Source organism: Microcoleus sp. C2D2 (assembly GCF_036702495.1).
GTDB lineage: Bacteria > Cyanobacteriota > Cyanobacteriia > Cyanobacteriales > Microcoleaceae > Microcoleus.
This window is the reverse complement of record NZ_JAUBTO010000008.1, coordinates 62,109-84,971: the sequence shown is the minus strand read 5'-3', so window position 1 is coordinate 84,971 and position 22,863 is coordinate 62,109. Positions and strand designations below refer to the sequence as shown.

19 protein-coding genes and 1 pseudogene are annotated in these 22,863 nt (G+C 45.3%); 4 read left to right on the top strand and 16 right to left on the bottom strand.

Annotated features, from left to right (window positions below):
- Positions 1-69 precede the first annotated feature (69 nt).
- From fbp to QUB61_RS04930, 7 genes are all read right to left on the bottom strand, one after another.
- Entirely contained in the window at positions 70-1,143 is a 1,074-nt protein-coding gene (fbp, locus tag QUB61_RS04960; protein ID WP_333122473.1) for a class 1 fructose-bisphosphatase, read from the bottom strand.
- A gap of 285 nt (positions 1,144-1,428) precedes the next feature.
- Complete coding sequence (locus QUB61_RS04955) at positions 1,429-2,961, bottom strand: phospholipase D-like domain-containing protein (protein WP_333122471.1); 1,533 nt, start codon at positions 2,959-2,961, stop codon at positions 1,429-1,431.
- Positions 2,958-6,398 (bottom strand): AAA domain-containing protein, encoded by a 3,441-nt coding sequence (locus tag QUB61_RS04950; RefSeq protein WP_333122468.1) that lies wholly within the window; start codon positions 6,396-6,398, stop codon positions 2,958-2,960. The genes QUB61_RS04955 and QUB61_RS04950 overlap by 4 nt, the downstream gene beginning before the upstream one ends.
- Positions 6,399-6,563: 165 nt before the next feature.
- Entirely contained in the window at positions 6,564-7,628 is a 1,065-nt protein-coding gene (gene thrB, locus QUB61_RS04945; protein WP_333122464.1) for a homoserine kinase, read from the bottom strand.
- Between the two features lie 90 nt (positions 7,629-7,718).
- Complete coding sequence (locus QUB61_RS04940; protein WP_333122462.1) at positions 7,719-8,213, bottom strand: tetratricopeptide repeat protein; 495 nt, start codon at positions 8,211-8,213, stop codon at positions 7,719-7,721.
- A 3-nt stretch (positions 8,214-8,216) separates the two neighbouring features.
- Positions 8,217-8,783, bottom strand: a complete 567-nt coding sequence (locus tag QUB61_RS04935) for a Uma2 family endonuclease (protein ID WP_333122460.1) — start codon at positions 8,781-8,783, stop codon at positions 8,217-8,219.
- A 572-nt stretch (positions 8,784-9,355) separates the two neighbouring features.
- Positions 9,356-10,591 (bottom strand): VWA domain-containing protein, encoded by a 1,236-nt coding sequence (locus QUB61_RS04930; protein WP_333122457.1) that lies wholly within the window; start codon positions 10,589-10,591, stop codon positions 9,356-9,358.
- A gap of 72 nt (positions 10,592-10,663) precedes the next feature.
- On the opposite strand from QUB61_RS04930, the gene QUB61_RS04925 reads away from it, so the two are divergent.
- From QUB61_RS04925 to QUB61_RS04915, 3 genes are all read left to right on the top strand, one after another.
- On the top strand, positions 10,664-11,323 hold the full coding sequence (locus QUB61_RS04925) for an ATP-dependent Clp protease proteolytic subunit (protein ID WP_333122454.1): 660 nt from the start codon (positions 10,664-10,666) through the stop codon (positions 11,321-11,323).
- 217 nt (positions 11,324-11,540) lie between these two features.
- On the top strand, positions 11,541-12,134 hold the full coding sequence (locus tag QUB61_RS04920) for an ATP-dependent Clp protease proteolytic subunit (protein WP_333122451.1): 594 nt from the start codon (positions 11,541-11,543) through the stop codon (positions 12,132-12,134).
- Positions 12,135-12,264: 130 nt separating this feature from the next.
- Complete coding sequence (locus tag QUB61_RS04915; RefSeq protein WP_333122447.1) at positions 12,265-12,891, top strand: J domain-containing protein; 627 nt, start codon at positions 12,265-12,267, stop codon at positions 12,889-12,891.
- Between the two features lie 32 nt (positions 12,892-12,923).
- On the opposite strand, the gene QUB61_RS04910 is transcribed toward QUB61_RS04915, so the two are convergent.
- The 8 genes and pseudogenes from QUB61_RS04910 to QUB61_RS04875 form a co-directional block, all read right to left on the bottom strand.
- Entirely contained in the window at positions 12,924-13,814 is an 891-nt protein-coding gene (locus QUB61_RS04910) for a serine/threonine-protein kinase (protein WP_333122444.1), read from the bottom strand.
- Positions 13,815-14,275: 461 nt separating this feature from the next.
- Positions 14,276-15,007: a DUF7873 family protein gene (locus QUB61_RS04905; protein ID WP_333122442.1), complete on the bottom strand. Its 732-nt coding sequence runs from the start codon at positions 15,005-15,007 to the stop codon at positions 14,276-14,278.
- 309 nt (positions 15,008-15,316) lie between these two features.
- Positions 15,317-16,243 carry a hypothetical protein gene (locus tag QUB61_RS04900; RefSeq protein ID WP_333122438.1) on the bottom strand — a complete coding sequence of 309 codons (927 nt, stop codon included), beginning with the start codon at positions 16,241-16,243 and terminating at the stop codon, positions 15,317-15,319.
- A 10-nt stretch (positions 16,244-16,253) separates the two neighbouring features.
- On the bottom strand, positions 16,254-17,759 hold the full coding sequence (locus QUB61_RS04895) for an MBOAT family O-acyltransferase (protein WP_333122435.1): 1,506 nt from the start codon (positions 17,757-17,759) through the stop codon (positions 16,254-16,256).
- 546 nt (positions 17,760-18,305) lie between these two features.
- Positions 18,306-18,743, bottom strand: coding sequence for a glycosyltransferase (locus tag QUB61_RS04890; protein WP_333122432.1), 438 nt, complete (start codon positions 18,741-18,743; stop codon positions 18,306-18,308).
- Between the two features lie 24 nt (positions 18,744-18,767).
- A pseudogene (locus QUB61_RS04885) lies at positions 18,768-19,526 on the bottom strand (glycosyltransferase); the annotation flags it as partial.
- Between the two features lie 151 nt (positions 19,527-19,677).
- Positions 19,678-19,911, bottom strand: coding sequence for a hypothetical protein (locus tag QUB61_RS04880; RefSeq protein WP_333122429.1), 234 nt, complete (start codon positions 19,909-19,911; stop codon positions 19,678-19,680).
- A complete protein-coding gene (locus QUB61_RS04875; RefSeq protein WP_333122427.1) occupies positions 19,904-21,094 on the bottom strand; it encodes a transposase in 1,191 nt (396 codons plus the stop codon). Before QUB61_RS04875 ends, QUB61_RS04880 begins: the two co-directional genes overlap by 8 nt.
- Before the next feature lie 544 nt (positions 21,095-21,638).
- On the opposite strand from QUB61_RS04875, the gene QUB61_RS04870 reads away from it, so the two are divergent.
- Positions 21,639-21,914: a hypothetical protein gene (locus QUB61_RS04870; RefSeq protein ID WP_333122423.1), complete on the top strand. Its 276-nt coding sequence runs from the start codon at positions 21,639-21,641 to the stop codon at positions 21,912-21,914.
- Positions 21,915-21,917: 3 nt separating this feature from the next.
- Here QUB61_RS04870 and QUB61_RS04865 read toward each other — a convergent pair whose 3' ends face one another.
- Positions 21,918-22,811, bottom strand: a complete 894-nt coding sequence (locus QUB61_RS04865; protein WP_333122420.1) for an EI24 domain-containing protein — start codon at positions 22,809-22,811, stop codon at positions 21,918-21,920.
- Between the last annotated feature and the right edge of the window lie 52 nt (positions 22,812-22,863).

Below are 22,863 nucleotides of genomic sequence, written 5' to 3'. Positions count from 1 at the left end.
ATCACCAATGACTAATGACTAATGACCAATAACTAATGACCAATGACTAATGACTAATGACTAATGACTTCACTGTTGGACTGTTCTAGGATTGCGCGATCGATCTTGAATAAAAGACTCCACCATCGCTACATTTTCTTTACTACCGACAATCAAGGGCGATCGCTCGTGCAGTTGGGTCGGCACAACGTCTAAGATATCTTGAGTCCCCGTACTGGCGCGCCCGCCGGCTTGCTCCATCAAAAACGCCAAAGGAGCCGATTCGTAAAGCAAACGCAATTTGCCCTGCGGTTGTTTGACCGTTCCGGGGTACAAAAACACGCCTCCCTGGAATAAAATCCGGTGGAAATCTCCCACCAAAGCCCCGCCGTACCGGGCAGTGTAGCCTTCGCTGCGGTGTACGTAGCGAATGTAGTCTCTCAAAGATTCCTCCCACTGCCAGAAGTTCCCTTCATTAACGCTGTAAATCGGGCCGCGATCCGGAACCTTAATGTTTTCGTTAGCTAGAATAAACTCGCCCAAACTCGGATCGAGGGTAAAGGAATGAACGCCCTGACCGATCGAATAAACCAGCATGGTACTAGGTCCGTAGAGCACGTAGCCAGCCGCAATTTGTTTGTGTCCGTCTTGCAGCAAATCGGAAGCAGAACCGTCTTCATCGTCCCCCTCTTGCTTGCGGATGCTGAATATTGAGCCGACATTGAGATTGATGTCAAGATTGGAAGAACCGTCTATGGGGTCGTAGAGCAGACTGTAACGCCCGATCGGACAATTTTCGGGAATGTAATAAGGTTTTTCCATTTCCTCCGAAGCCAAGCGGCAGACAAGTCCGCTTTGCTGGAATACCGAGATAAACACTTCATTGGCATAGATATCCATCTTTTTGACGGATTCTCCCTGCACGTTCACAGCCCCTGTAAACCCTAAAGCATCTTCCATTAACCCGGCTCTGCTGAGCCGCCTCGCGATCAGCTTTGCAGCTAGCCCGATGCGATTCATCAGGGCACTGAGATCCTGAGCATCTGCACTAAAGCTATGGAGTTGCTGGAGTACGTGACGGGATAGAGTTGTGCAATCGCGGTCTAAGGATTGTACCTGCTCGGTCGGGCCCAGGCGGGCTTCCCCTGTCGGCGCGTTTACCATGATTTTGATATCCTCCCTGTCTTGTGGCTCGCTCGTTTGGGATTTTTCAGGTGCTTCACACTTGCTCCTGAATCGGCTTTTAGGTCGATCGACCTCTAACTTCTATCTTAGGAAGGGTTTTGCGATCGGGCGTCGAACTTTAGGTGAATTTTAGATCCGCATCGAAAATTCAGGACTTCGAGCGAGTGTTGAGTCCGCAATTGTATTAAAAATCACTCAATTTTTTAATTAAGCGCAGAGGAAGTGCGAGGGAAGAAGGTTTTAACTTTGTGGAAGCGATACCATTCAATCTTTAAATCGCGACCTATAGCTATCGAACAGTTCATCGATTTTCTGGAGATCAGATACCAGCGTCCCCCGCTCATCCCGGAACGTGCGATCGCGATCGCCCTTGAAGGAAAGCCAGTTGAAACTTGTTGTTACAGCAAATTTTACATCAGAGATGAGGATTTTTGCATGGGTATCTCCAAGGCGCTTAAACCGGAAATTATCCTTGTACTGACTCGCTAATTTTTGAATATTCTTCTCAGCCTGGATATCAGATTGGTACTTTTTATCATCGTTCTCTCCCAAACCGTACCCAATGAAAACTTGTACTCCCCGTTTGAGAAGATTTTCAAATTGTTGAATAAACCGTTTATCCACAGAACTTGCCCGAATCCAAGGAGAGATAATCATCAAACGTTCTTGGCTATCTTGAAGAGCCTGTTCTAGGAGTGGGCGGTGTTCGTACATCTCTAGCCAACGCATAGGAACCGCCGCTAACAGAGAATCTAGTTTGACTTGGAGTTTCTCTATTTGTTGTTGTGCGTCTTTAAGTTGTTGCTCAAGAATGAGTTTTTCTTCCTTATCTTCAGTTCGTTCTAGAGTGTTTCGAGTTATTTCTATTTGTGCTTCTATCTGAGCTTGAGCAGCAGAAACTTCTTCCTTAAGAGCCTCAACTTGTTGTAAAGGAGCTTGAGCAACAAATTCATCCCCTAAAACTTCTGCGGCTAACTTTTGGGGTGCGCTTTCCCTCAATGCCTCTAGTAAACGAAGTTTCTTGACCCCCTTAGCACGAGCAAATGCAGCTTCATGTTCATTAGAAAGGACAGCATCGATAGCAAAGGCAACCTGAACATCATCACTGTCCTTTGCCTTATAGATTAGTATTAAGGCAGGTTGAAAAAACCTCTGCCTCCGCTCACTAGCTTTCAAGGCTAGCAGGTCTCGCTCTTGCTTGACCTTGGCTTTGCTTGCCCCCTCAATCTGACGAATAATTGCGTCCACATCTTTGAGTTTGAGGTCTGACAATTCTGGAGGTTTTTTCGGAGAGGGTTCAATTTCTATAATATCCTTGTCGCGCAAGTCTTTTGGCTTGAGCAAACGTGACTCCAATTGCCCGTACCAGCGAGGATGCCGTAGGAGTCCATCAAAGTTGATATCAAATGTTCGCTCCTCTGGAACAATAATTTTGGCATCACGGAGCGTTCCTTCACCTTTTTTGGTCAACTTCCAAACTTGCATCAGAGAGTCATGAGGGGCTATGAGGTCAATATCTTCACTCATCCTTAAATTGATCATTGCATCCCTGATGATAGGCGGTTCGAGACCGAGAAACCCACCAATATCCTCTTCAGAGGATAGACCAACGTTAATAGCTTTCAATACATATTCTTCTATAGGGGGAATCGGTTTACGGATTTGGGTTAGAACTTGAACCGTGATTTTATAAACAGGCAAACCGACTTCTCTACAACTAACCAGGTCAAAGCCTGTACGATTGTCGTAGCGACGTAGTTCTTCTGGAGCAAGAGAAGCTGATTCTTCTGAACTCATAATTTAGCCTCTATTAGGACACAATTTTCAGGGTGACGCTCAACGTAATCCAAAACTCGGTGTAATGGATTGTCGTGTGAGGTTCTACAAAAGTGGTGATCTCCGACGATTACTAAGCCAACTTTACCTCGGGACAAAGCCACATTCAGTCGTTCTGCATCGCGTAGAAAACCCACTTTACCTTCTTTGTTAGAACGAGTCACAGAGTACACTGCAATATCAGATTCGCGTCCTTGGAAGGCATCCACTGTATTACACTCAACTGTTAATGCTTGCCAATTATTTACTTCTGAGTCAAGGTTACGATTAAGTATTTTGAGCTGTGCTGCATACCCCGTCAAAACAGCCACGCTGTATTTTTTTTCATATTGTAATGCTATTTGATTTAGCTGTTTGAGAAACCGAACAATGACTTTAACTTCACAGGCATTGTTAAAGCTAGAATTAACAGATTGCTCGCGAAAGTCAGGAAGTTTTGTTGTTGTCAGCCAAGTAACAGGTTGCGGTAAAACCCTGGTAAGATTTTTATCTACATCAGGCCCGGAACTTTGAAGTTGACACTCGTAAAAGCATTCACTGACAAGATTACCGATTGGTGCTACCATTCGATGTTGAATTGTTAACATCTTGCGGCATCCATCTGGGAGTGTTCTGAGGAGTCGATCGAATAAAGTTTCTCGGATATCCTCCTGAGTAAGTTCGTATTTGTCCAGAAAATCAGAATCTCTGCTGGCTTCATCTCGGAAGGGTGGGAGTTGTTTGGGGTCGCCCACCAGTATCCAGCGGTGGGATCGCGCCATTGGAACTAATACTTCTGTCGCCGTAGCTTTTGAAGCCTCATCAACAATGCACAGGTCAAATTCTATGTCTTGAATATCTCTAGGAATTCCGATACAGGTTCCGGCTACTACTTGCGATCGCTTAATCAAAGGTGCATTGAATTTATCATTTCTACCAAACTGATCGAACCACTCCGTTTGGATACTCAGCAATTGTTGAAGCATTTTTACATCGGGATTGTTTTTCTCAATTAGTATGCTGATATAACAACTTATATCTTCCGACGATAAGCCCAAAAGTTCTTCTGTATCAATTCTACTTAACTGTTGCAGACGTTTGGCTGTATTCTTCTGCTCATCACGCGCTTCTTTTGACTGCTGACGCAGACTGACAATTTCAGCTTCAATACTTTGAACTTCCTCTAACCTCTCCTTGGGTATGTGAGCTTTTACTACTGATTCTGGGTTTTCTGGGTCGTAATTGATAGCTAAAATTTCGTCTAAGTCCAGTTTCCAAATAGCAATCTCTGTTTTCAAGGTTTCGATCTTGGCGGCTATAGTTCCCAATTCTTGAAACAGAGTTGCCATTTCACTGTCCTTGTGAGAGATACCGCGCTGTGCTGACCAATTAGCAATAAATTCCTGCCCTTTAGCGATCGCACCCTCTCGCCACTGTTCCATCTGTTCTTCGAGTAAGAGCGAATGAAGATTATCTGATACCCGTTCATGGTTACCAAGTCGCACCAACTTCAAGTTAGGATTTTTAGCTTGAATCCGTTCTAGGGCGTTATCTAGCGCAACATGAGTTTGTGAACTGAGCAAAATTCGAGCATCAGGATTAGCTTTAAGAGTTTGCAGAACAACTTCTGTAATAAATGTTGTCTTTCCTGTACCTGGTGGACCTTGGACAATTAGAAAATCTTCTGTCGCGAGTGCAGCTTTAACAACTTCCTGCTGTGATTCATTGAGAGGTTGAACAAACTGGACATCCACCTCTAGTTTAGGAGTACGGACTTCTTCGGGATTGACGAGTAAATGGCGAAGGTCTAAGCGTACTGCACGGTCAAATCGAACGGCATCGAGGGCAGTTTTTTGTCGATTTAAGGCAACTTCAGCCGCACGAGTATCAAAGCGTAGCTCACCAGTAGGTGGGAGTCGGTCTGGTTCTCCAAATTTGACATAAAGAACCAATTTATCACCGATGACTTCCTCAACATCTCCTCCGACTATGCTAAATCCTTTTGGATTTGTCACATGGCGGGGTTGTCCAGCTAGATCATTTTCTGGAAGTTCTGATAATTCAAAGGTAACGCGGTTTCCCTCAGGAGTAACGCTTGTGTATTTAATCGGTTTTTCTCGATTTTTCTCCCAATCTGTCTTGGCTCTTAGAATATTCAACCAAACTCGGAATAAGCGTTGTTTTTCTTCTTCAGCTCTTGTCTGCCGCAGGTTTGCCTCATGTTCTTCTACTGAAAATTGAAGTTCCCTAATAACTTCCTCGGCTTCCGATCTAATCAGCGGTCTTCCAAATTTGAATTCGTAGGGTGGAATCCATGCACGTTCTCGCTGTTGTTCTAGAATAGCGCTGGAAAAATCTTGGGCGTTGATGATGGCTAGACAATCTCGATCGACCGCTACATGGTATCTGTAGGAAAACCCAAAAATAGAGTAATGACCTTCAGAGGATTCGTTAGCCTGATTAGCTCCGTTGGATTTCTGATACGGTAAGATTCCACATCCACTATTCAAATCCTCTAAGATAATCTTTTGAATTTCATTTTGAGGCGAATCAAGTAGATTCTGAAGATTGTTCAAAGCCTTCGTAGTAAGTTTCAGGTAGCAATCACGTTTCTTGGCTGAGTGTGTTTGCGATCGCTTCCCTTGAATAGCATTAAGTTCAGCTAGCAATACCTCTGCATTAGGTTGACGCTCTGCGGGGTCGAGGGAAACAGTACGCTCGATTATTTCAAGGATTTCAGGTGGTGCCTCAAACGCTTTGAGAGCTTCGGGGATGCTTTCGCAATCGACAAGATTCACGTTGGTTAGGCACTTTAAAACTAATACACCAAAACTGTAGATATCGCGGGTGTAGGTATAAGAACCATCGTCATGTTCTGGCGGTGTGAATGTACGCGATACAAAGTTTTTGAGAGTAATGCTTGGTTGCAAATAGCTCTTAAGCTTGGATATGCCAAAGTCAGCGAGTTTGAGTTTACCGTCACTCCCCACTAAAATATTGCTAGGCTTGATATCCCGGTGTATTATGCTGCGACTATGGGAAAAAGCCAAAGCCTCTAGCACGGGCAACGCTACCGCTTCCCAGAAAGAATCCCAACCGTCTGCTGGAGATTCTTTCAGAAGTGTTGCCAAATCCTTGTCCATCCACTCCAAGACGAGAAAATAGTTACCCGTAGTTTCATCCTTACCAGAATCTATAAGTTCCATGATTCCAGGATGCTTTAACTCTTGGAGGGCTTGGGTTTCACGTCTGAAGGACTCGGCTAGAATATCTGCTTCAATCTGCCCGTGTTTGAATTCTTTTACTGCAACCAGCCGTTCTTCCCGATCGTAATCTCTTGCGCGGTAAACATCTGCCATTCCACCCGATCGCGGGTTAGGAGATAGAGCATAGCGATCGTTGATGAAGCGAACTGGCATAACTTGCTACCCATAAAAGATTTCTGTTCTTTTTGTAACACAGATCCCATGAAACAGGCTTTTCAGCGGTTTATAGACTGTCAATTATAGGTAGTCTTAATATTTTTAGATGATGGCAAATTTTTAAGAGGCGTTTACCCTCTCGGGTACGCACCTTACCAATAATTAAGTCGAGACTTGCGCGCCTTGGGTGTCGGGCCCGATCGCCCTTACATCAGCCTTCACCCCAAATTCCATCCAAGCAGCCGCCATTTCCCTCTCAACCGCTGAGGCAGATGTCACATCAGTTAAAGCTAAAAGTGTTGGCCCGGCACCGCTAATTACCATTCCATAGGCCCCTGCATTCAGGGCGGCTTGTTGCACCGCTTCATATCCCCGAATCAGAGATTGCCGGTAAGGTTGGTGAATTTTGTCTTGGAGGGCGCAGCGCAGCCAGTTTTCATTGCCAGTTTCCAAAGCCCGCACTAGCAAACCGAGGTGTGCGGCATTAAAAATCGCGTCAGCCTTACTGTAATCTGCTGGCAAAACTTTGCGGGCTTCGGCTGTAGAAAGTTCAAAATCGGGGATGGCTACCACGGGCACAATATTCGGATGCCAGGGAATATCGCAAATTTGCCAAGAACCCCCCCCCTGCCCCCCCAAGCTTCGGGGGGGTGATTCTGTTAGTCCCGCTTCACGCAGGGGGAATTCTTCTGTTAGCCCCGCTTCACGCAGGGGGAATTCTTCTCTTAGCCCCCCCTTACTAAGGGGGGGTTGGGGGGGTGCATTGCTAGCAGCGAGGCGACATCCTCCGAGTAAAGCGGGGACAACGTTGTCGGGATGTCCTTCAAGTTCGATCGCCAATTGCATCACTTCCACCTGACTCAAAGGCTTTCCGGCTAATTCATTTGCACCGACTAACCCACCGACAATAGCTGTGGCGGAACTTCCTAAACCTCTAGCCAGCGGCACTTGCATATCTATATGTATGGCTGCGGGCGGCGGCGATTGGTTCAGGTATCCGTATAACTTTATAAATGCTTGATAAGCGAGATTGCTGTCATCTATCTTGACTTTGGCAGCTTCTTGGCCTGTAACTGTAATTTTTAGTTTCTCGGTTGCTGAGGGTTCGAGTCGGGAGAATTGGAAGCGGTTGTAGAGGCTTAAAGCGGCGCCGATGCAGTCGAAGCCGGGGCCTAAGTTGGCGGTTGTGGCGGGTACGGTAACGGTGACGGTGGAAGTTTCGGGCATTTTTTGAATGGTGGATTTGGAATGTTTAACTGCAGATGAATGCGGAGGAACGCCGAGCGAAGCATATTATACTATGTTTTCAAAAGCCATTTATTCTTGCAGCATTTGAAGATGCTTGATGGCATCTTGATAATCGTTGGTATTGCCATCTTTTTCATAGAGTTCGGCTGCTTTATGATAATCGGCGATCGCCCCGTCTTTGTCTTCTAAGAACTCGCGGACTCTGGCGCGGTTGTAGTAAGCATCGCCGTAGTTGGGGTTGATTTCAATGGCGCGAGCGAAATCTGCTTTGGCTGCTGGATAATCTTTGAGGTTGCGGGCGCGAATTATGCCCAGTTTGTTGTGGGCTGTAGCGTAGTTGGGGTTGAGGCGGATGGCTGCGGTGTAATCGGCGATCGCACCTTCAATGTCCCCTGCTTCTGACTTAGCTAAACCGCTGTTAAATAAGTCTTCGGCCGGATTTTGAACAATCGTTTTTTGAGCTATTAATATTGCTGAGGATTGAGCAGAGACAGCAGGGGATATATTACCAAAGATAGTAAATATTCCTAGAGGAGCAATTAAAATGTAAAATGATGATTTCATAATCTAGGCAAAAATATCAGCTACAGAACAACTAAAACCGGGCAACAAAGGCGAAGTTAGTTCATCATTGCTCAACAGCGTAGCAATCAGCCTTAAACTTGCTTGTTCCCTGCGATAAACTTCTATTTGCTGCAATTGCCAATTCACAATCCAGTATTCCTGCACTCCTCGCACCGAATAGAGTCTGAGTTTCAAATCTCGATCGCGTCTATGATTGTCTGCACCGGGGGACAATACTTCAACAATTAACTCGGGTGCGGCGGTTAAATGGCCGGCTTCGTCTAGCAAGATAGCCAAGCGTTCATTGCTCGCCCAAACTACATCAGGAATGACGTTATCAGCGTCCGTGAAAATAAGACCCGGATTGATGGCGGCTCGTCCCAAACCAGTCGAGCGCGACCAAGTTTTTAACTCTAAGTAGATGTTACCACAAGCTTCTTGATGCCCCCAATGCGGTGCTCTAGTCATAAATAGCTCCCCATCAATAATTTCATAGCGATCGCCGTTATCGGGCAATAGTTCTAAATCGGCGGTAGTCCAGCGTACTTTATCAGATATTGTCTGGTTCATCGGAAAATTGGGTTTGAAACCCCGTCCTTTTAGGACGGCTTTACATTAATTTGAATCCCCTTCCGGGGTGGAGGGGTATGGTTGCCCCTCCGTCGGGATATGGTTGTCCCGTTCTCCTTTCGGAGTAAAGTTAGCTTGTCGGTCAATGTTTAGTGAGCTTGTTAGGCTGAAAGCACTATCTCAGTGACCTTAAGATTGTTTAACTCTCAGCGACAGAGCAGGGGACTAGCTACGCATCCCAAGGTGTCGTGACTCAAAAAACGTAGTCCGCGAAGGACTTAAGCTGGTCAGGATGGCTTTCTAGATTTCTCTTTCAAGCCTTATGCCTTTAGGCTAAGGTTCCTGACACAAGCACTCTTGATAGGTGATACAAACATTCTAAACGATCGAGCTTCTTGTCGCTCCACGGCTTGAAACAATCGGGCTACACAGAGTGTCGCTTTTTGCAGGCGAGACTCAGAATATTGAAACCCGCCTGGGCGCGGGTTTCGTTTGTGTAGGATCGATTTGAGATCGGCGAATTGTCCGATCGCCCAATTTAAAATTATTTAAAATTTTAAATCACCGGATTACTACTTCAAAATAGTTTTAGAAGCAATGCGAGTTTTCTTGCGATCGGCTTCACTCAATTGTTCACCAGACTGCAAACGAGTAGCAGAAGTTTGCAGCACAGTTGCGGCACTTTTATCACCCATTTGCAGAGCAGTTTTAGCTGCCGTTTGCAGCATGGTGGCGGCACCGGCCCGATCGCCCTGTTGCAATCGGGTTTCTGCCAGTTGAGTTTGTCGGTACTTAGCCAAAGCTAAAATGTGCTGCTGCACCATCGGGTTAAGTGCCGGCTGATAAACTTTCAGGACATTAGCGAAAACTTCAACAGGATCGGAAAGCAAACTTTGACCGACACTCGGATCGTCGTAGCGAATTTGCAATTGCCCGATCGCCTGTGTACCTTCGGGCAACTGTCCAATATAAATATTAGCCAAAACTACTCGCTCTACATCCTTCATTAAATCTCCCAAGCGCACCATAAAGCGATCGCCCTGCTGCTGTACCGGTAATTCGATCGTGTCTGGGGCTACTTGGGCGATCGGTTTGAGTTCGGCTAACCGCACTTTTGGCATCAGCGAAAATAGCAAATAAGCATTAGTCAAACCTACACCTTGGACGCGAGTAAACAGCCTGCCAAACTCGTCAACCGCATCTTCCGGACGCTGAATGTGAGCCAGAGCACCGCCGCCAGCATCAGCAATCTTTTCCAAAATATCCTGGTTCCAGTTATCGCCAAATCCCAGAGAATTTAAAGTCATGTTATACTCGGCGGCCAGTTTCGCCAACTTCAAACAGCGGCTGTCGTCGCCGTGTTCGTTTTCGCCGTCAGTCAGCAGAAACGCCTGAGAGATAGTTTCTTTTTTGCCTTTACCCAACTCTTCAATACCTAACTTAATGCCCTCATCAATTGCAGTGCCGCCGGCCGGGCGCAATTGCTCAATTTGCCGTTTAATGCTAGCGGGGTCTTCCACAATTTGATTGGGGACGAGGACTTTGGCTTTGTGGTCGAAAGCCACCGCGCAAAAGCGATCCCCGGGCTTCAACCTGTCCAGCAACTGTCCGGCGGCTTGTTTGACGGTTTCCAAGGGGCGTCCGCCCATCGAGCCGCTGTGGTCGAGAATCAGGCACAGGTTTAAGGGTACGCTGGAGTCGATCTCCCTGGCGATCGCAGATACTGAAATCGCTAGCTGGCGCTGGGTCGAGGGCGCGGCAGCGTCAAGGTTAGGGTCGTTTAAAACCGGGAGCAAACTAACTTTCATGCGGGATACCTAAAGATTGCGTTAGTATTTCTTTAAGAATAGCTCCATCAGTTCAGGCAACATTTCGGTTATATGAACACACCAATTAAAGCTGTGCAATCGCCATACTACGGGGAAGGGAACTCTCGGACGCCACCTCCCGATTTGCCATCCCTGTTGCTGAAGGAGCGGATCGTTTATCTGGGTATGCCTCTGGTACCTGCGGTAACAGAACTGATTATCGCTGAACTGTTGTTCTTGCAGTACGAAGACCCAGATAAGCCGATCAAAATCTACATCAACTCGACCGGCACTTCTGGTTACAGTGGCGAACCCGTCGGCTTTGAAACGGAAGCCTTCGCTATCTGCGACACGATCAAATACATTAAGCCGCCCGTGCACACTATTTGCCTCGGTTCGGCAATGGGCATGGCTGCGATGCTGTTAGCGGCTGGTACAAAAGGCTTTCGGGCGAGTTTGCCCCACGCTTCGATTGTTTTGCACCAACCCAAGGCGTACACGCGGGGTCAAGCAAGCGACATTCAAATTCGGGCTAAGGAAGTGCTGGCAAATAAAGCAACGATGCTTGATATTTTTGCAAGATGTACTGGCCAACCGATCGAAAAGATTACTAAAGATATGGATCGGTTGCTGTACCTGACGCCCCAGGAAGCTAAAGAATACGGTTTGATCGATCGCGTTCTTGAAAGTTCGGAAGAATTGCCGAAACCGCTGCCGGCTGGAGTCATCTAACTGGGAATGGGGAATAGGGAATGGGGAATGGGGAATGGGCAATGGGGAATGAGTAAGAATTAAGGGTTAATGGCTAGTAGTTTCTACCCTGATTAGTTATTCAATAGTCTTTTTATGACTAACAATGCCCGATGCCCGATGCCCGATGCCCGATGCCCTGTTTTCCCGATGCCCAATTGCCCGATCACCAATTACCAACTAAACGGAGTTCCGAATTATGCCTATCGGTGTGCCAAAAGTTCCCTACAAAATGCCGGGGGGTTATGATACTCAGTGGATTAATATCTACGATCGCCTCTACCGGGAACGGATTATTTTCTTGGGCAGGGACGTTGACGATGAAATTGCCAATCAAATCATCGCTGTGATGCTCTATCTCGATTCGGAAGATTCAGGTAAGGATATTATTTTGTACATCAATTCCCCAGGCGGGATGGTGTCGGCAGGCATGGCTATTTTTGATACCATGCAGCACATTAAATCGGACGTGGTGACGATTTGTGTGGGCTTGGCTGCTTCGATGGGTTCTTTCCTGTTAGCAGCCGGTGCCAAGGGGAAACGGTTAGCTTTGCCTCACTCGCGAATCATGATTCACCAGCCTTCTGGGGGCACGCGGGGACAAGCAACGGATATTCAGATTGAGGCGAAAGAGATTCTGCGCCTGCGGCACCAACTGAATAATATCTATGCTAAGAATACTGGCAAGCCGATCGAGAAAATCGAGAAGGACATGGATCGCGACTATTTCATGTCCGCTGAGGAAGCCAAGGAATACGGCTTGATTGACAGAGTGATCGAAGAGCGTCCGTAAGTTGTTTGTTCGCTTCAGTAGTGCGGGCAACCCTCGCACTACAACCTAGTTCGCAGTAAATTTTGGCAGAATCTTTACATTTAAGGATTCTGCCATATTTAATGGTACTATCAACGCTCATTCATGCTAAATGGATATTGCAGATTATTACCGACAGTTAGGACTGAGGTCTGGTGCGAGTTTATCGCAAGTTAAGGCTTCTTATCGCCAGTTAGCCAGACAGTATCACCCAGATGTGAATCCGGGAAACGAACAGGCTAAGAATAAGTTTATTGCTATTACTGAGGCTTATAAGTTCCTGGTGAATATTGCCCCCCCCGATGTTGCGGAGTCGAAAGTTGGCAATTCCACTGCGTCGCCTACTTCGACACCACAACCTCGGGGGGTGAAAGCTCAACCGCAGGCAGTTAAAGTGACTCGAAAAGATCCGCCGGGGCAATCCAAGGCAGATTTATCGGCTGCAGAAGAAAAGTTAAAGCAAGATGCTTATATTGAGCTGCAGCAGTTGCTGAAATATCAGAGGTTCCCACGGGCGATCGCCTTGATTGAAGGTTTGGCACAGCGGATTCCCGAAGATTTGGAGGTGCGTCAGTGGCAGGCGATCGCCTATCAGCGCTGGGGACGGCATTTGATCGGAGAAAGGCAGGTTGATAAGGCAAGAATTTATTTGAAAAAGGCTGTGAAAACTGACCCTCACAATCGAGCTTTGTGGGCGGAAGTTGAGCGGGATTTTCGCAGGTTGGAACAGATTTATTGAAGCGATGTTGCGTCCCCCTTTTTCAGGGGGGATCAGTCGTGAATTTTTAATTTTTCTAAAATAACTTGGGTATTTTCCGGTCGGTTTTCTGGTAGCGGTTCCATCAATTGGTCGATCGAGTTTACGAGTAACGGGTCAATATCTATAGCCTGGTTCCTCCAATTAATTTTACCAGTTTTTTCATTAACGGGAAAGTCGATCGGCTGTATGCCTGTTAATAAATGTACAAAAGTACGCCCCAGGGCAAAAAAGTCCGATCGCACGCCTGCTTTACCTAGAATTTGTTCCGGTGCGACGTATCCAGCAGAACCTATGGGTGCGGTATCCATCTCTGCTTCTGAGGCGGCCCCGAAGTCAATTAATCTCAATTTCCCCTTGGCTTCAACCATCAGGTTGGATGGCTTAATATCCCGATGCACTACATGATATTTGTGGATTTCCTGCAAAATATGAAGCATTTGTTGCAGCCAATCCAGAGCTAGTTGTTGAGAAACGCACTGGTTTTTAGTTAAGAATTCGGTCAAGTTTTCTCCAGCAATCTTTTCCATTACCAAACAAGAAAATTTCTGGCAGTTATTGGGTAGTTTAATGTGGAAATAACCGTCAGGTTCGACTTGGGGAACTGGGCCATTTCCCGCCAGCCAAATCAAAACTCGCGCTTCTTGCTTGAACAAGCGAACTAAATCTGGATTGTGGGTGTGTTTCAAGACTTTTAAAACTTTGACAGTTCCCCATTCGTTTTCCCCAGTTCCCCAATCTTCGACTTCAAAGATGTCTGTGGGGCGTGCGGGATTGGGCGATCGCACTGGTTTAAGGATACGATAGCGATCGGCAATTAACAAAGCCGTACCGCAAGCCTGACAATTTTGAGCAGCAGCAGGATTTTCGCGTTGTTCGCATTGAGGATTGATGCAGTAAATCATCGGCCTTGATACGTCCAGGACTGACGGATTTAACGGATTTATTCAGTTATTAGCATAAAACCCAGCAGTTCTGACCTTACTACTGGGTTTCTATTTACCGCCCATTTGGGCACGCTATCACATTTAAGTCAAGGATTTAAGATTAATAGCATCGCGCTCTACCGATTGAGCTACCCCCCTGCGTTTGGTAGAGGGGACTGGATATGAGCCAGCAACCTCGATGATGTGATTTTTCCTGACATTCGTTTTAGCGATCGGCGGTGAATGCTGAGTTTAGAGTAATAACTTGCTGTTGAATTGTACGCAATGCTGCCTCTGCCAATTGGGCTACCCCCCTTTTTTGGGTAGGAGGGACAGGAGTCGAACCTGCACTATCACATTTGTACGGTTTAAGTTGAAGTTTGAGTTTTAACTTGTACTCTGTTTATATCTTAAACCATAACTCTCAAAAAAGCAAGCAATCAGCGGAAAATAAATTGAAAAATTCGCTCTCCCACTCTTTTGTCCTCAACTTCAGAATTGTTAGCTTCTTCGCGGGCGAACATAACAGCTTGCTGCAATATTTCCACCCTTTGCAGCAACTCATTGATCCGCCGCGCGGGCAAAGCTCCAGAAAACTTGACAGTCCGCCAATAGCCGATCGTAATATCTTCGTAATAAACATCGACTTGAGCAGGATGGTGTTCGGTAGCTTCAGCTTTAACGTGATTGCGCGGAGTTTTAAAAGTCTTGAGAGTTTGCACCGGTTCTGTTGCCCAGCAGTCTGCCGAAGCATCGAAGTTCCAAGTCTCGGAAGCATCTAAGACGGGAAGTTTTTTGATGAATGCTTGCAAATCGACCAACTGCTTTTCAATGAATAGCAAATAGCTGACGGGTACTTGGCTCAAAAGCACGTTTCCGTCTACAACTACATCAGCGCGGGCGCTACAATTTGTCCAATCTTTGGTTGCCGTTACGTCGAAGAGTTTGGTCAAAACTTCAGTCGTTTTGCGGATAATCTCTTCGGCTTTGACTTCAACTTTTTTGGACTCGGGCGGCAGTTGTTCGCCTTCTTCGTCTTTGGGACGGTAAGTGCGCGATATTCCAGAAAGCACAGCGGGCTTCTGAAGTGCTTTTTGAGCTTCTGCTAGTTCTTGGACCGAGCGGCTTTTGATGCCTTTTTCGATCGCGATAATCTGATTTAAGCGTGCCATTGTTCGATGTTATTGACGCTGAACTCATATCAAGCCGGGTTAATACTGATAATCGAATTGTTTGTCCTGTGGCTTTTAGGGCTTTGAGGACTCTGGATCCTCAGTACAAACCTCACGATCGTTCTTTAACCAGACTTGCTCTACTTGTAGTATTGCATACTTCAATGTAAATTACAACCTTTCTTTTGTAGGCGCGCTGCCAAGAAAGCCCGCCGCTACTCGTGTCCAGGAATTTATACCTATCCAAAAAAAGAATGCAACTGTAGGCCCGTGCTCCAAACCAGTATGGAATAAGTCATTCCCAATTCTTCAATTCTTTAATCTCAAATCTAAAATGGTATTATCCCTCAAAAACTCGGCAAAATCTCTAGCGTCGCTGCGGATCAAGTGGATGCCATCATTGGTGCGCCACTCTCGCTCTTTCGGGGGCGGCAGCCACTCAAAACGATCGGGCGGAAACAGCTTTTTCGCCAATTCTCGGACTTGCTTTCTCCTGATTGCAGCGTTAACTCGCGACTCTAGCGGTATGTCAAATAAAACTACTTTGGCCCCGATATTTTTTTTAATTTCGGCGATTTGAGTTTTAATTAACTCAGCTTCTTGTTTCATAGTTTCTGCATCTTTTTCAGACAAAGGTGTGCTTTCAACATCAACTGTCATTTGGATAGCTTTTTGCGATAATTCTGGAGTAATATTTCGACCTTCTAAGCTATCTAGTGCCTCTCGCGTCATCATTTTTAGGTTCTGCTGCGATCGACTTTTCAAAGAATTAATAAAAACGCTAACCGGACGGTATTCCTCTCTCATCATCGGCAGATACTGACGCATCCAATAAAAAATAGGGTGATACAAAGAATCAAGTAAGTCTGCATCTATTTTGCGAACAATAGTATCATTCATTTCTACCAAAACTATCGGAGGCTTGCTGTTACTTCTTTTAATTATTTCTAAACCTGTTTTGCTCGATCCTCCCCCCAAAGCTATGCTTTTTACGCCCTCTCCAATCTGTTTTACATTAAGGTTGGCAGCTAGCGAACTACCTACGATTACCATTTTCAGATCTGAATCATCCTGATATACATACCTTTGAGCTTTGACAATATTATTTTGAATCAGGCTAGCTCCGTCAGAAGCTGGCAAAACTCCGCCACTGACGAGGACTTGATAAAAACTCATTAGAAACAGAAAAATTAGTACCGGGCGCAAAATTGATCGCAACTGGAATTTGACAAACATAGAACACCTTCTAGAATTGGAAATAAATAAATTGTTTCGAGCTGCCGCTATTGAGGAATATCATTGCTAGCATAATTCCTAAAGCTAAATCTTGATAAAGGCTCCAGACTTTTTGACCGTTTTTATTTGAATCCTGTTTCATCAGATTTTGCCAAGTGGGAAAATGAGGAATGTGATAAATTACTACGGGTAGGGAAAAAATTAGCGTCGGAATAACGTGACTCCAAGCGGGCTTGACTTTATAGTGGCGAACTAAAGTAACTGCAAAGTCAACCGCTTCTTCAAATCGAGGCAGTTTGAAAAGCAGCCATCCCAAGGAAACAAAAGAGAAAATTCCTAAAACACTAAGGCTGTCAAATAATAATTGCTGCCAGATTGGTGTGGTTTTTGCTTGATTTGGTTCTTGCGATTTATTTTTAGATTTATCGAACCCAAAAAAGCGTTCTACGGCTAAACCTAATCCGTGATAAATTCCCCAAACTGCATAACTCCAAGCAGCCCCATGCCATAATCCTCCTAAAGTCATTACTGTCATTAAATTAACATAAGTTCGGATTTTTCCTTTGCGGTTTCCGCCGAGGGGAAAGTATAGATAATCTCTGAGCCAAGTTGAGAGGGAAATGTGCCACCTTCTCCAGAATTCGGAAAGGGAACGAGAGATGTAGGGAAAGTCGAAGTTGTCTGGAATTTTGTAGCCCAAAGCGGCTGCAAAACCGATCGCAATTAAGGAGTAACCGGCAAAATCGGCAAAGATTTGTATTGAGTAGCCGAACAGCAGCGTCAGGTTGGTAAAAGTTCCAAGTCCTTGGTAGTAGGGAAAGCTGATCCAGAAGGTATAGTCTTTTAAGTTGTCGGCGATGACCATTTTTAGGAAGTAGCCGACAACGAGCGAGCGAAAAATGAAATTCCCAGGAATGTCTTTAAAGTATTTAGGAGCAATCTGGGGATAAAATGTCTTGGATTTTAAAATCGGGCCTGACAGTAAATTGGGGAAAAAGCTAATAAAAAATGAGGTGTTGAGCAGGTGTTGGGTGAAGTAGGGCGAGACGTAAGCGTTTGAGTCTGTTTCGCTTTTATCTTTTTGATTCAGTACGTCTACGATTAAACTGATGCCTTCAAAGGTGTAGAAAGAAATGCCGATCGGCAAAGGCAATTTTAAGAATAAATAAGCAATGCTGCCTTCGGTTCGAGCAATATTAAAAACATCCGCAACAAAGTTAGTCAGCAAACCGGCATATTTAAACAAGCTCAACATTAATACATTCAGAACTACTCCCGATAAAGCCCAAAAGAATCGCTGTTTTTTGTCGGAAATTCGAGCAACTTGAAAGCTTGCCGTAGCGTTGATAATAATTGATAGCAGCAGGATTAGCAGCAGTGCGGGTGCGCTCCAACTGTAAAATATAAAGCTGGCAATTATGAGGATGGGAACTTGCAGTTTTTGCAAGGGAGGGAAATAATATATGGTGAAAACAATCGCAAAAAATACTAAAAATTCAACACTGTTAAATAACATAGTTTGTGATTTCGCTCTTTTACGTCGCTTGTGACCCACTATATCAAGTAGGTGCGGTAATGGCAAGAGCTGACTCCGGCTAAAGGGATCTCGCTCTTTGAGGATGTTTGACAATACGGAGAGAGACAAAAAGGCCCAGGCAAGTCTGCGTAGCATCAGTCAAATCATGGCAATGTGGATCGAGGCTTCTTTTGATGCCGGTAATCGCTGATAATCGACATTTGGGCGGCGACAACCCGCACAGCCATCAGTAACCCCAGGGTATCGACGATCGTGACGAACTTGCGTCATGCAGGTTTTTTACCTCTTTCCTAGCCGGCGGTCAATCAAAGTTTGAAATGCAGCTTTTACGGCACCGATATCCACCGCTGATTTAATCCGCAGTGCCCCAGAAAGTTTATCAGTTAAACCTTCTGGCGATCCTTGATGCAAAAACTAATTATACTGCTGAATTGGGGAGAGAGTAAATGAAGTTTCCGAAGTTAGTATTTGACTCAAATTTTTGAAGTTTTTACTGTTTAATTAGCTCGGTAACTGTGAGAGTTACTAGCTTTGTTTAAAGGTTTTTGTACTTCCTTCTTCAAATACAAATAAGTATCGACGTGCTTGTTTTTCTAAAGTAAATTCCTGTTCAACTTTTTCTCTGGCACGACTTGATAAAACTTGCCAACGCTGCGGAGATTCTAACACCCAAGCAATTCCTTGCGCTAAATCTTCTGTAGCAAAGGGATGAGCCAAATAGCCATTTTGTTTGTGTTCTATTAAATCTGGCATTCCTCCTATTTGAAAAGCTACGCAAGGAGTGCTGCAAGCTAAGGCTTCCCTGACGGCGTTGGGTAAATTATCCTGAACTGAAGGAGCAACGAAAATCTCTGCTGCTGCATAAATAAGTTCTAAAGAAATATCGTCGCTTAGAGTAGGAAGATAGCGAGTTTTAAAGTCTATATCCTGTTTTTCCTTTGGTTGAGATGCACCCAATACCATTAACTCCCAATTTTGTGAGTTTTCCTAATTACTTAGCTGCTTTAAAGCCTGCATAAGTAAAGGAAAACCTTTCCTTTTGTTGCTTGTTGAATTCAGCGCACCGAAAAGAATTAGTTGCCGATATTGCGGGAGATTTAGTATATTTCTGGCTGTTTGCAGATCGCAGGGTTTATATGTGCCAGTATCCAATCCGTTTGGAATCACTCTAATGTCACTATTTTTAAATAGCGAACTGGACTTTGCACGGTCAGCGAGCCATTTGCTAGGACTGAGAACTGTGAGTTTGAGATTTTGCCATGCTTTCGCTTTTCGCTGCCAAACCCAGCGGGACAAATCCCAGCTTTTATTATGGCCGAGTAGAGGACAATTGTCGCAGGATTTGGTGTAGCGATCGCACTCTTGGCTGTAACAGCATGCGCCCGTAAATGCTGACATATCGTGCAGCGTCCAAACAATTGGTTTATTAAACTCAGACAGCGCTTCTGGCGAAACAAATCCGTCGCCTATCCAGTACAAGTTAAGGACATCTGGATTGAGAGCAGCAATTCGCGACGTAATTATATCGGGGAGCCATTGCACGGAGAGACGTGCCGGATAGCTTGGTCTGTTCCTGTAAAATTGTAGCGGCAAATCCTCCAAAACAGGACGCGCTTTCCACATTCTTTGAGCTACGTTGTTAGGAGCACTCATTACAGTCCTGTCGTCAATTCTCCGATCTTGAACTAGCATCTTGGAGTCAACTCCTAGCTGAATTAACCCCTGATGCAGCCGATAAGCTGCGCGCGCGGATCCGCCTCCTCCTTTTGGATCCTAAGTGTTAATTAACAACGGCTGAATCATTTTTTATTAGTGATTTTTTTTTCAAACCGCAGAGTCGCGGAGGACACAGAGAGAAGAGAGGATTTTTCCAATCAGTTAGGATTGCTGTACAAACTCAGTCTCCGCCCAATTCTACCAACTTGCCTGAGGGCGAAGGAGCAAAGCAATTGCTCAAATAAGTGAACCAGGACATCGCCTGCTGCGACTCGTCCGCATCTGGGTCTATGGAGGATTTTCTGGGGCGGAGTTTCTCCCTTGGGTGATGGATACATCCTGATGGATTCGCCCGTGTCTTGACAACTCCCTGTCCTAAAGGAGCAGGGATTCTTGGTTCATTGGGACTACTCATGTAGCTTGCCCTCCCCAAAATTCACTGCGATTTGCCCAACCGCTGTATATCCACGCTGCAATACTACTTGCGCGGCTGCAACATCTCGATTTGTTTCATAGCCACACTCAGAACATTTATGCACCCGTTCAGATAACTCTTTTTTACCTGTATGGGTTTGACATAAGGGGCAGGTTTGACTTGTTCCGTTCGGGTCTACTTTAGCGAAGTATGCACCTCGCTTAAAGCAAACATGGCTCAAGATATTCAAGAACTGACCAAACCCTGCATCAAGCGTGTGTTTGCCAACCATTCCGGCTGACATTGCTTTGAGGTTCAAATCCTCAGCAAATAATGTTTGGGCTGCGTTGCATAAATGATGAGCGGTCTTAAAATGAAAATCTTTGCGAATGTTCGAGATGTATTCGTAGTGCTTGGCTATTCGGTGATGAAGTTGACGGGACTTCCTAGAGCCTTTTTTCTTGTGCGACCGTTGACGTTGCAGCGATTTCAGCTTGCGTTGTCCATCCACAAAGAATCGAGGTCTATCAATCAATTCACCATCAGAAGTTACCAAAAAATGTTCTAACCCTAAATCAATCCCTAATCCATGTCCTGAAGGTGAGGTTTGAGGTACTTCGACATCACATTGCAAAGTAAGCATGGCATAGTAACCAGATGCCTTTTTGACAACGCGAATTTGTTTAACCTCAAACCCTTCAGGAATTGGACGTGATAGATGCATTTTAACTAAACCAATCTTGGGCAGGTTAACCCAATCAGCGCCATTAAAGTGTTTAACAGACTCTAGATTCAATTGAGGGAACACAAGTGAGCGCATCCGTTTTTTGAATCTAGGGAAACCATGTCCTCGCTCCCACATTGCAACAAATGCTGCTTCTAATTGTCGCAACGCCTGTTGCAATACATGGGTATGTGGCAGTTTTAATTCAGGAATTGACTTTTTTGCGAATGCCAATGACTTGCATTGACGAGCAAAACTTGGGCGTGGTGCATCACATGGAATGATGTATTCTTGCTTAATACTGCACGAGTTAATATCACACTTACGAGAATTGACCCAATCTTTTCGTTCCTGCAATGCAAAGTTATAGACCTTGCGGCAAATATTGAGCCACTGGTCGAAAGTTTCGCGTTGCTTATCGGTAGGAATGAGCTTGTACTGGTAGGTTAGATTTAACATACAACCATTTTATAGCAAGTCTGAACAAACCGCACTACATTTATTCAAAATCCTCTTCGGAGAAATTCAGAACCGAAAGTCCCCCTAAAAGGGGGAGGCTTGTATCCCATTATTTTCGGTCAAAACACCTGAGGGCACTCAAGGTTTTGTGCTGCTTCCCAAAGGTTCGATAGTAGAGCGCACCTACGGTTAATTCCATTGCTCTGGCCGCCGAAATATCGATTATCAGCGATTACCTGCATCAAAAAAAGGTTTGATCCATATTGCCATGATTCGACAGAGGCTAGGCAGACTTGCCTAAGCCTTTTTGTCTCTCTCCGTATTTTTAAACCTCCTCTAACCAAAGTGTAGGAAAGTTTACTTGTTTTTCACGCGGCGACTACCTCTTGAGATAGATGCGCCAATACCTCCCGAGCCCGCTTGTCATATCGGGAAACATTTCTTAACATATAGATAACAAAGGGAATGCGAGGAGACACCAAAAATCCTTAAGCCCTTGGCGTGCCCCGGTTAATTAGATTCTTCGCAAACAAGGGCTAAATCAATGAACAAACAGCAAAACTCCGAAGTTTCAGCATTTTTGCCAATCCTCCAAAAAGGCATTTGGCTGTTTGGGATTCTCTCTTGGATATTCGGGCTGACAGATAGAAGTATTGCACTATTATCTGACGGATATTTGTCGGCGATCGATATTGTCCAGCTATTTACAGCTTCATTCTTCTTCCTTAGTTGGCTATTTTTAAGCCCTTTTCTGGGTCTTAACTCCCAGAGTCAACCGAAGGGAGAAGGCATTGGGCAGAATGTAGAAGCATCTCCCTAGTTTTTAATTTGTAATGTTAGTTTCTCGATCGATACTTCTCTCTTCTGGGGCAAAGCGGGCCGGCCAAATGCGATCGCAAAAAAACAAAGTTCCCGCCGTCACGCACAGCGGAATCGCCAACAGATTCAACAGGGGAATACTCACCAAACCCAAGCAAACCACACCAAAACTCCCGCTGGCCGGCAAACTCGCCCAAATTATCTCCAATTTCTCCTGAAAAGGTCGCCTCCGCCTCTCCAAAGGTGCATCTAAGAAGTCCAAACAGACAATAGTCGCGCCCAAAGCTACGCCACCCAAACTGCTAAGAATAGAGCCGACGCCCGGGATAAAATTCAGCAGCAGCAGCGGTATGCCGATGCTCAACAAAATTTGTAGTTTTCGCAGTTCAAAGGCGATCGCCCTTTGAATATCCTGAAAACTACTGCGTAAATCCATTGGTGCTTCTGCGGGCAATTGACCGTTCCGCAGAAGTTCCAATTGTTCGGAAAGTTTGCCGTACCAGGGCGAACCTAAAATCACGCCAAACTGCACTAACAAAAATCCGATTATCAGCAAAAGTCCTGAGACTAGGAGTACGCGCAGCAGCCAGCCGAAAGCGACTGTTAACACGCCGAGAAAGCTCAGCCAAGCTGGAAAACTCGCAATTATAGCATTAAATCGGACGGACAAATCGGCAACTAAAACGTCTATGCCTGCCAAACTGGGAAATAGCAAGCTTAAATAAAGACCGATACCAATTATAAAATTTAGCCCTACGGGAACTAATACATAACTCCACAGCTTAGGAGTTTGCCAAATCAGCGTGAAAGCTCGAAAAGGATAGGTGAAACCTGCGAGGAGTCGAATTGGTGCGGTAATGGCGGCGCGGGCGGGGTTTGAATTTAGCTGTTTTGACATATTTGCTGCTTTTGAGGACTCGACTTTATTTTCTATTATCCACTTTCCATTA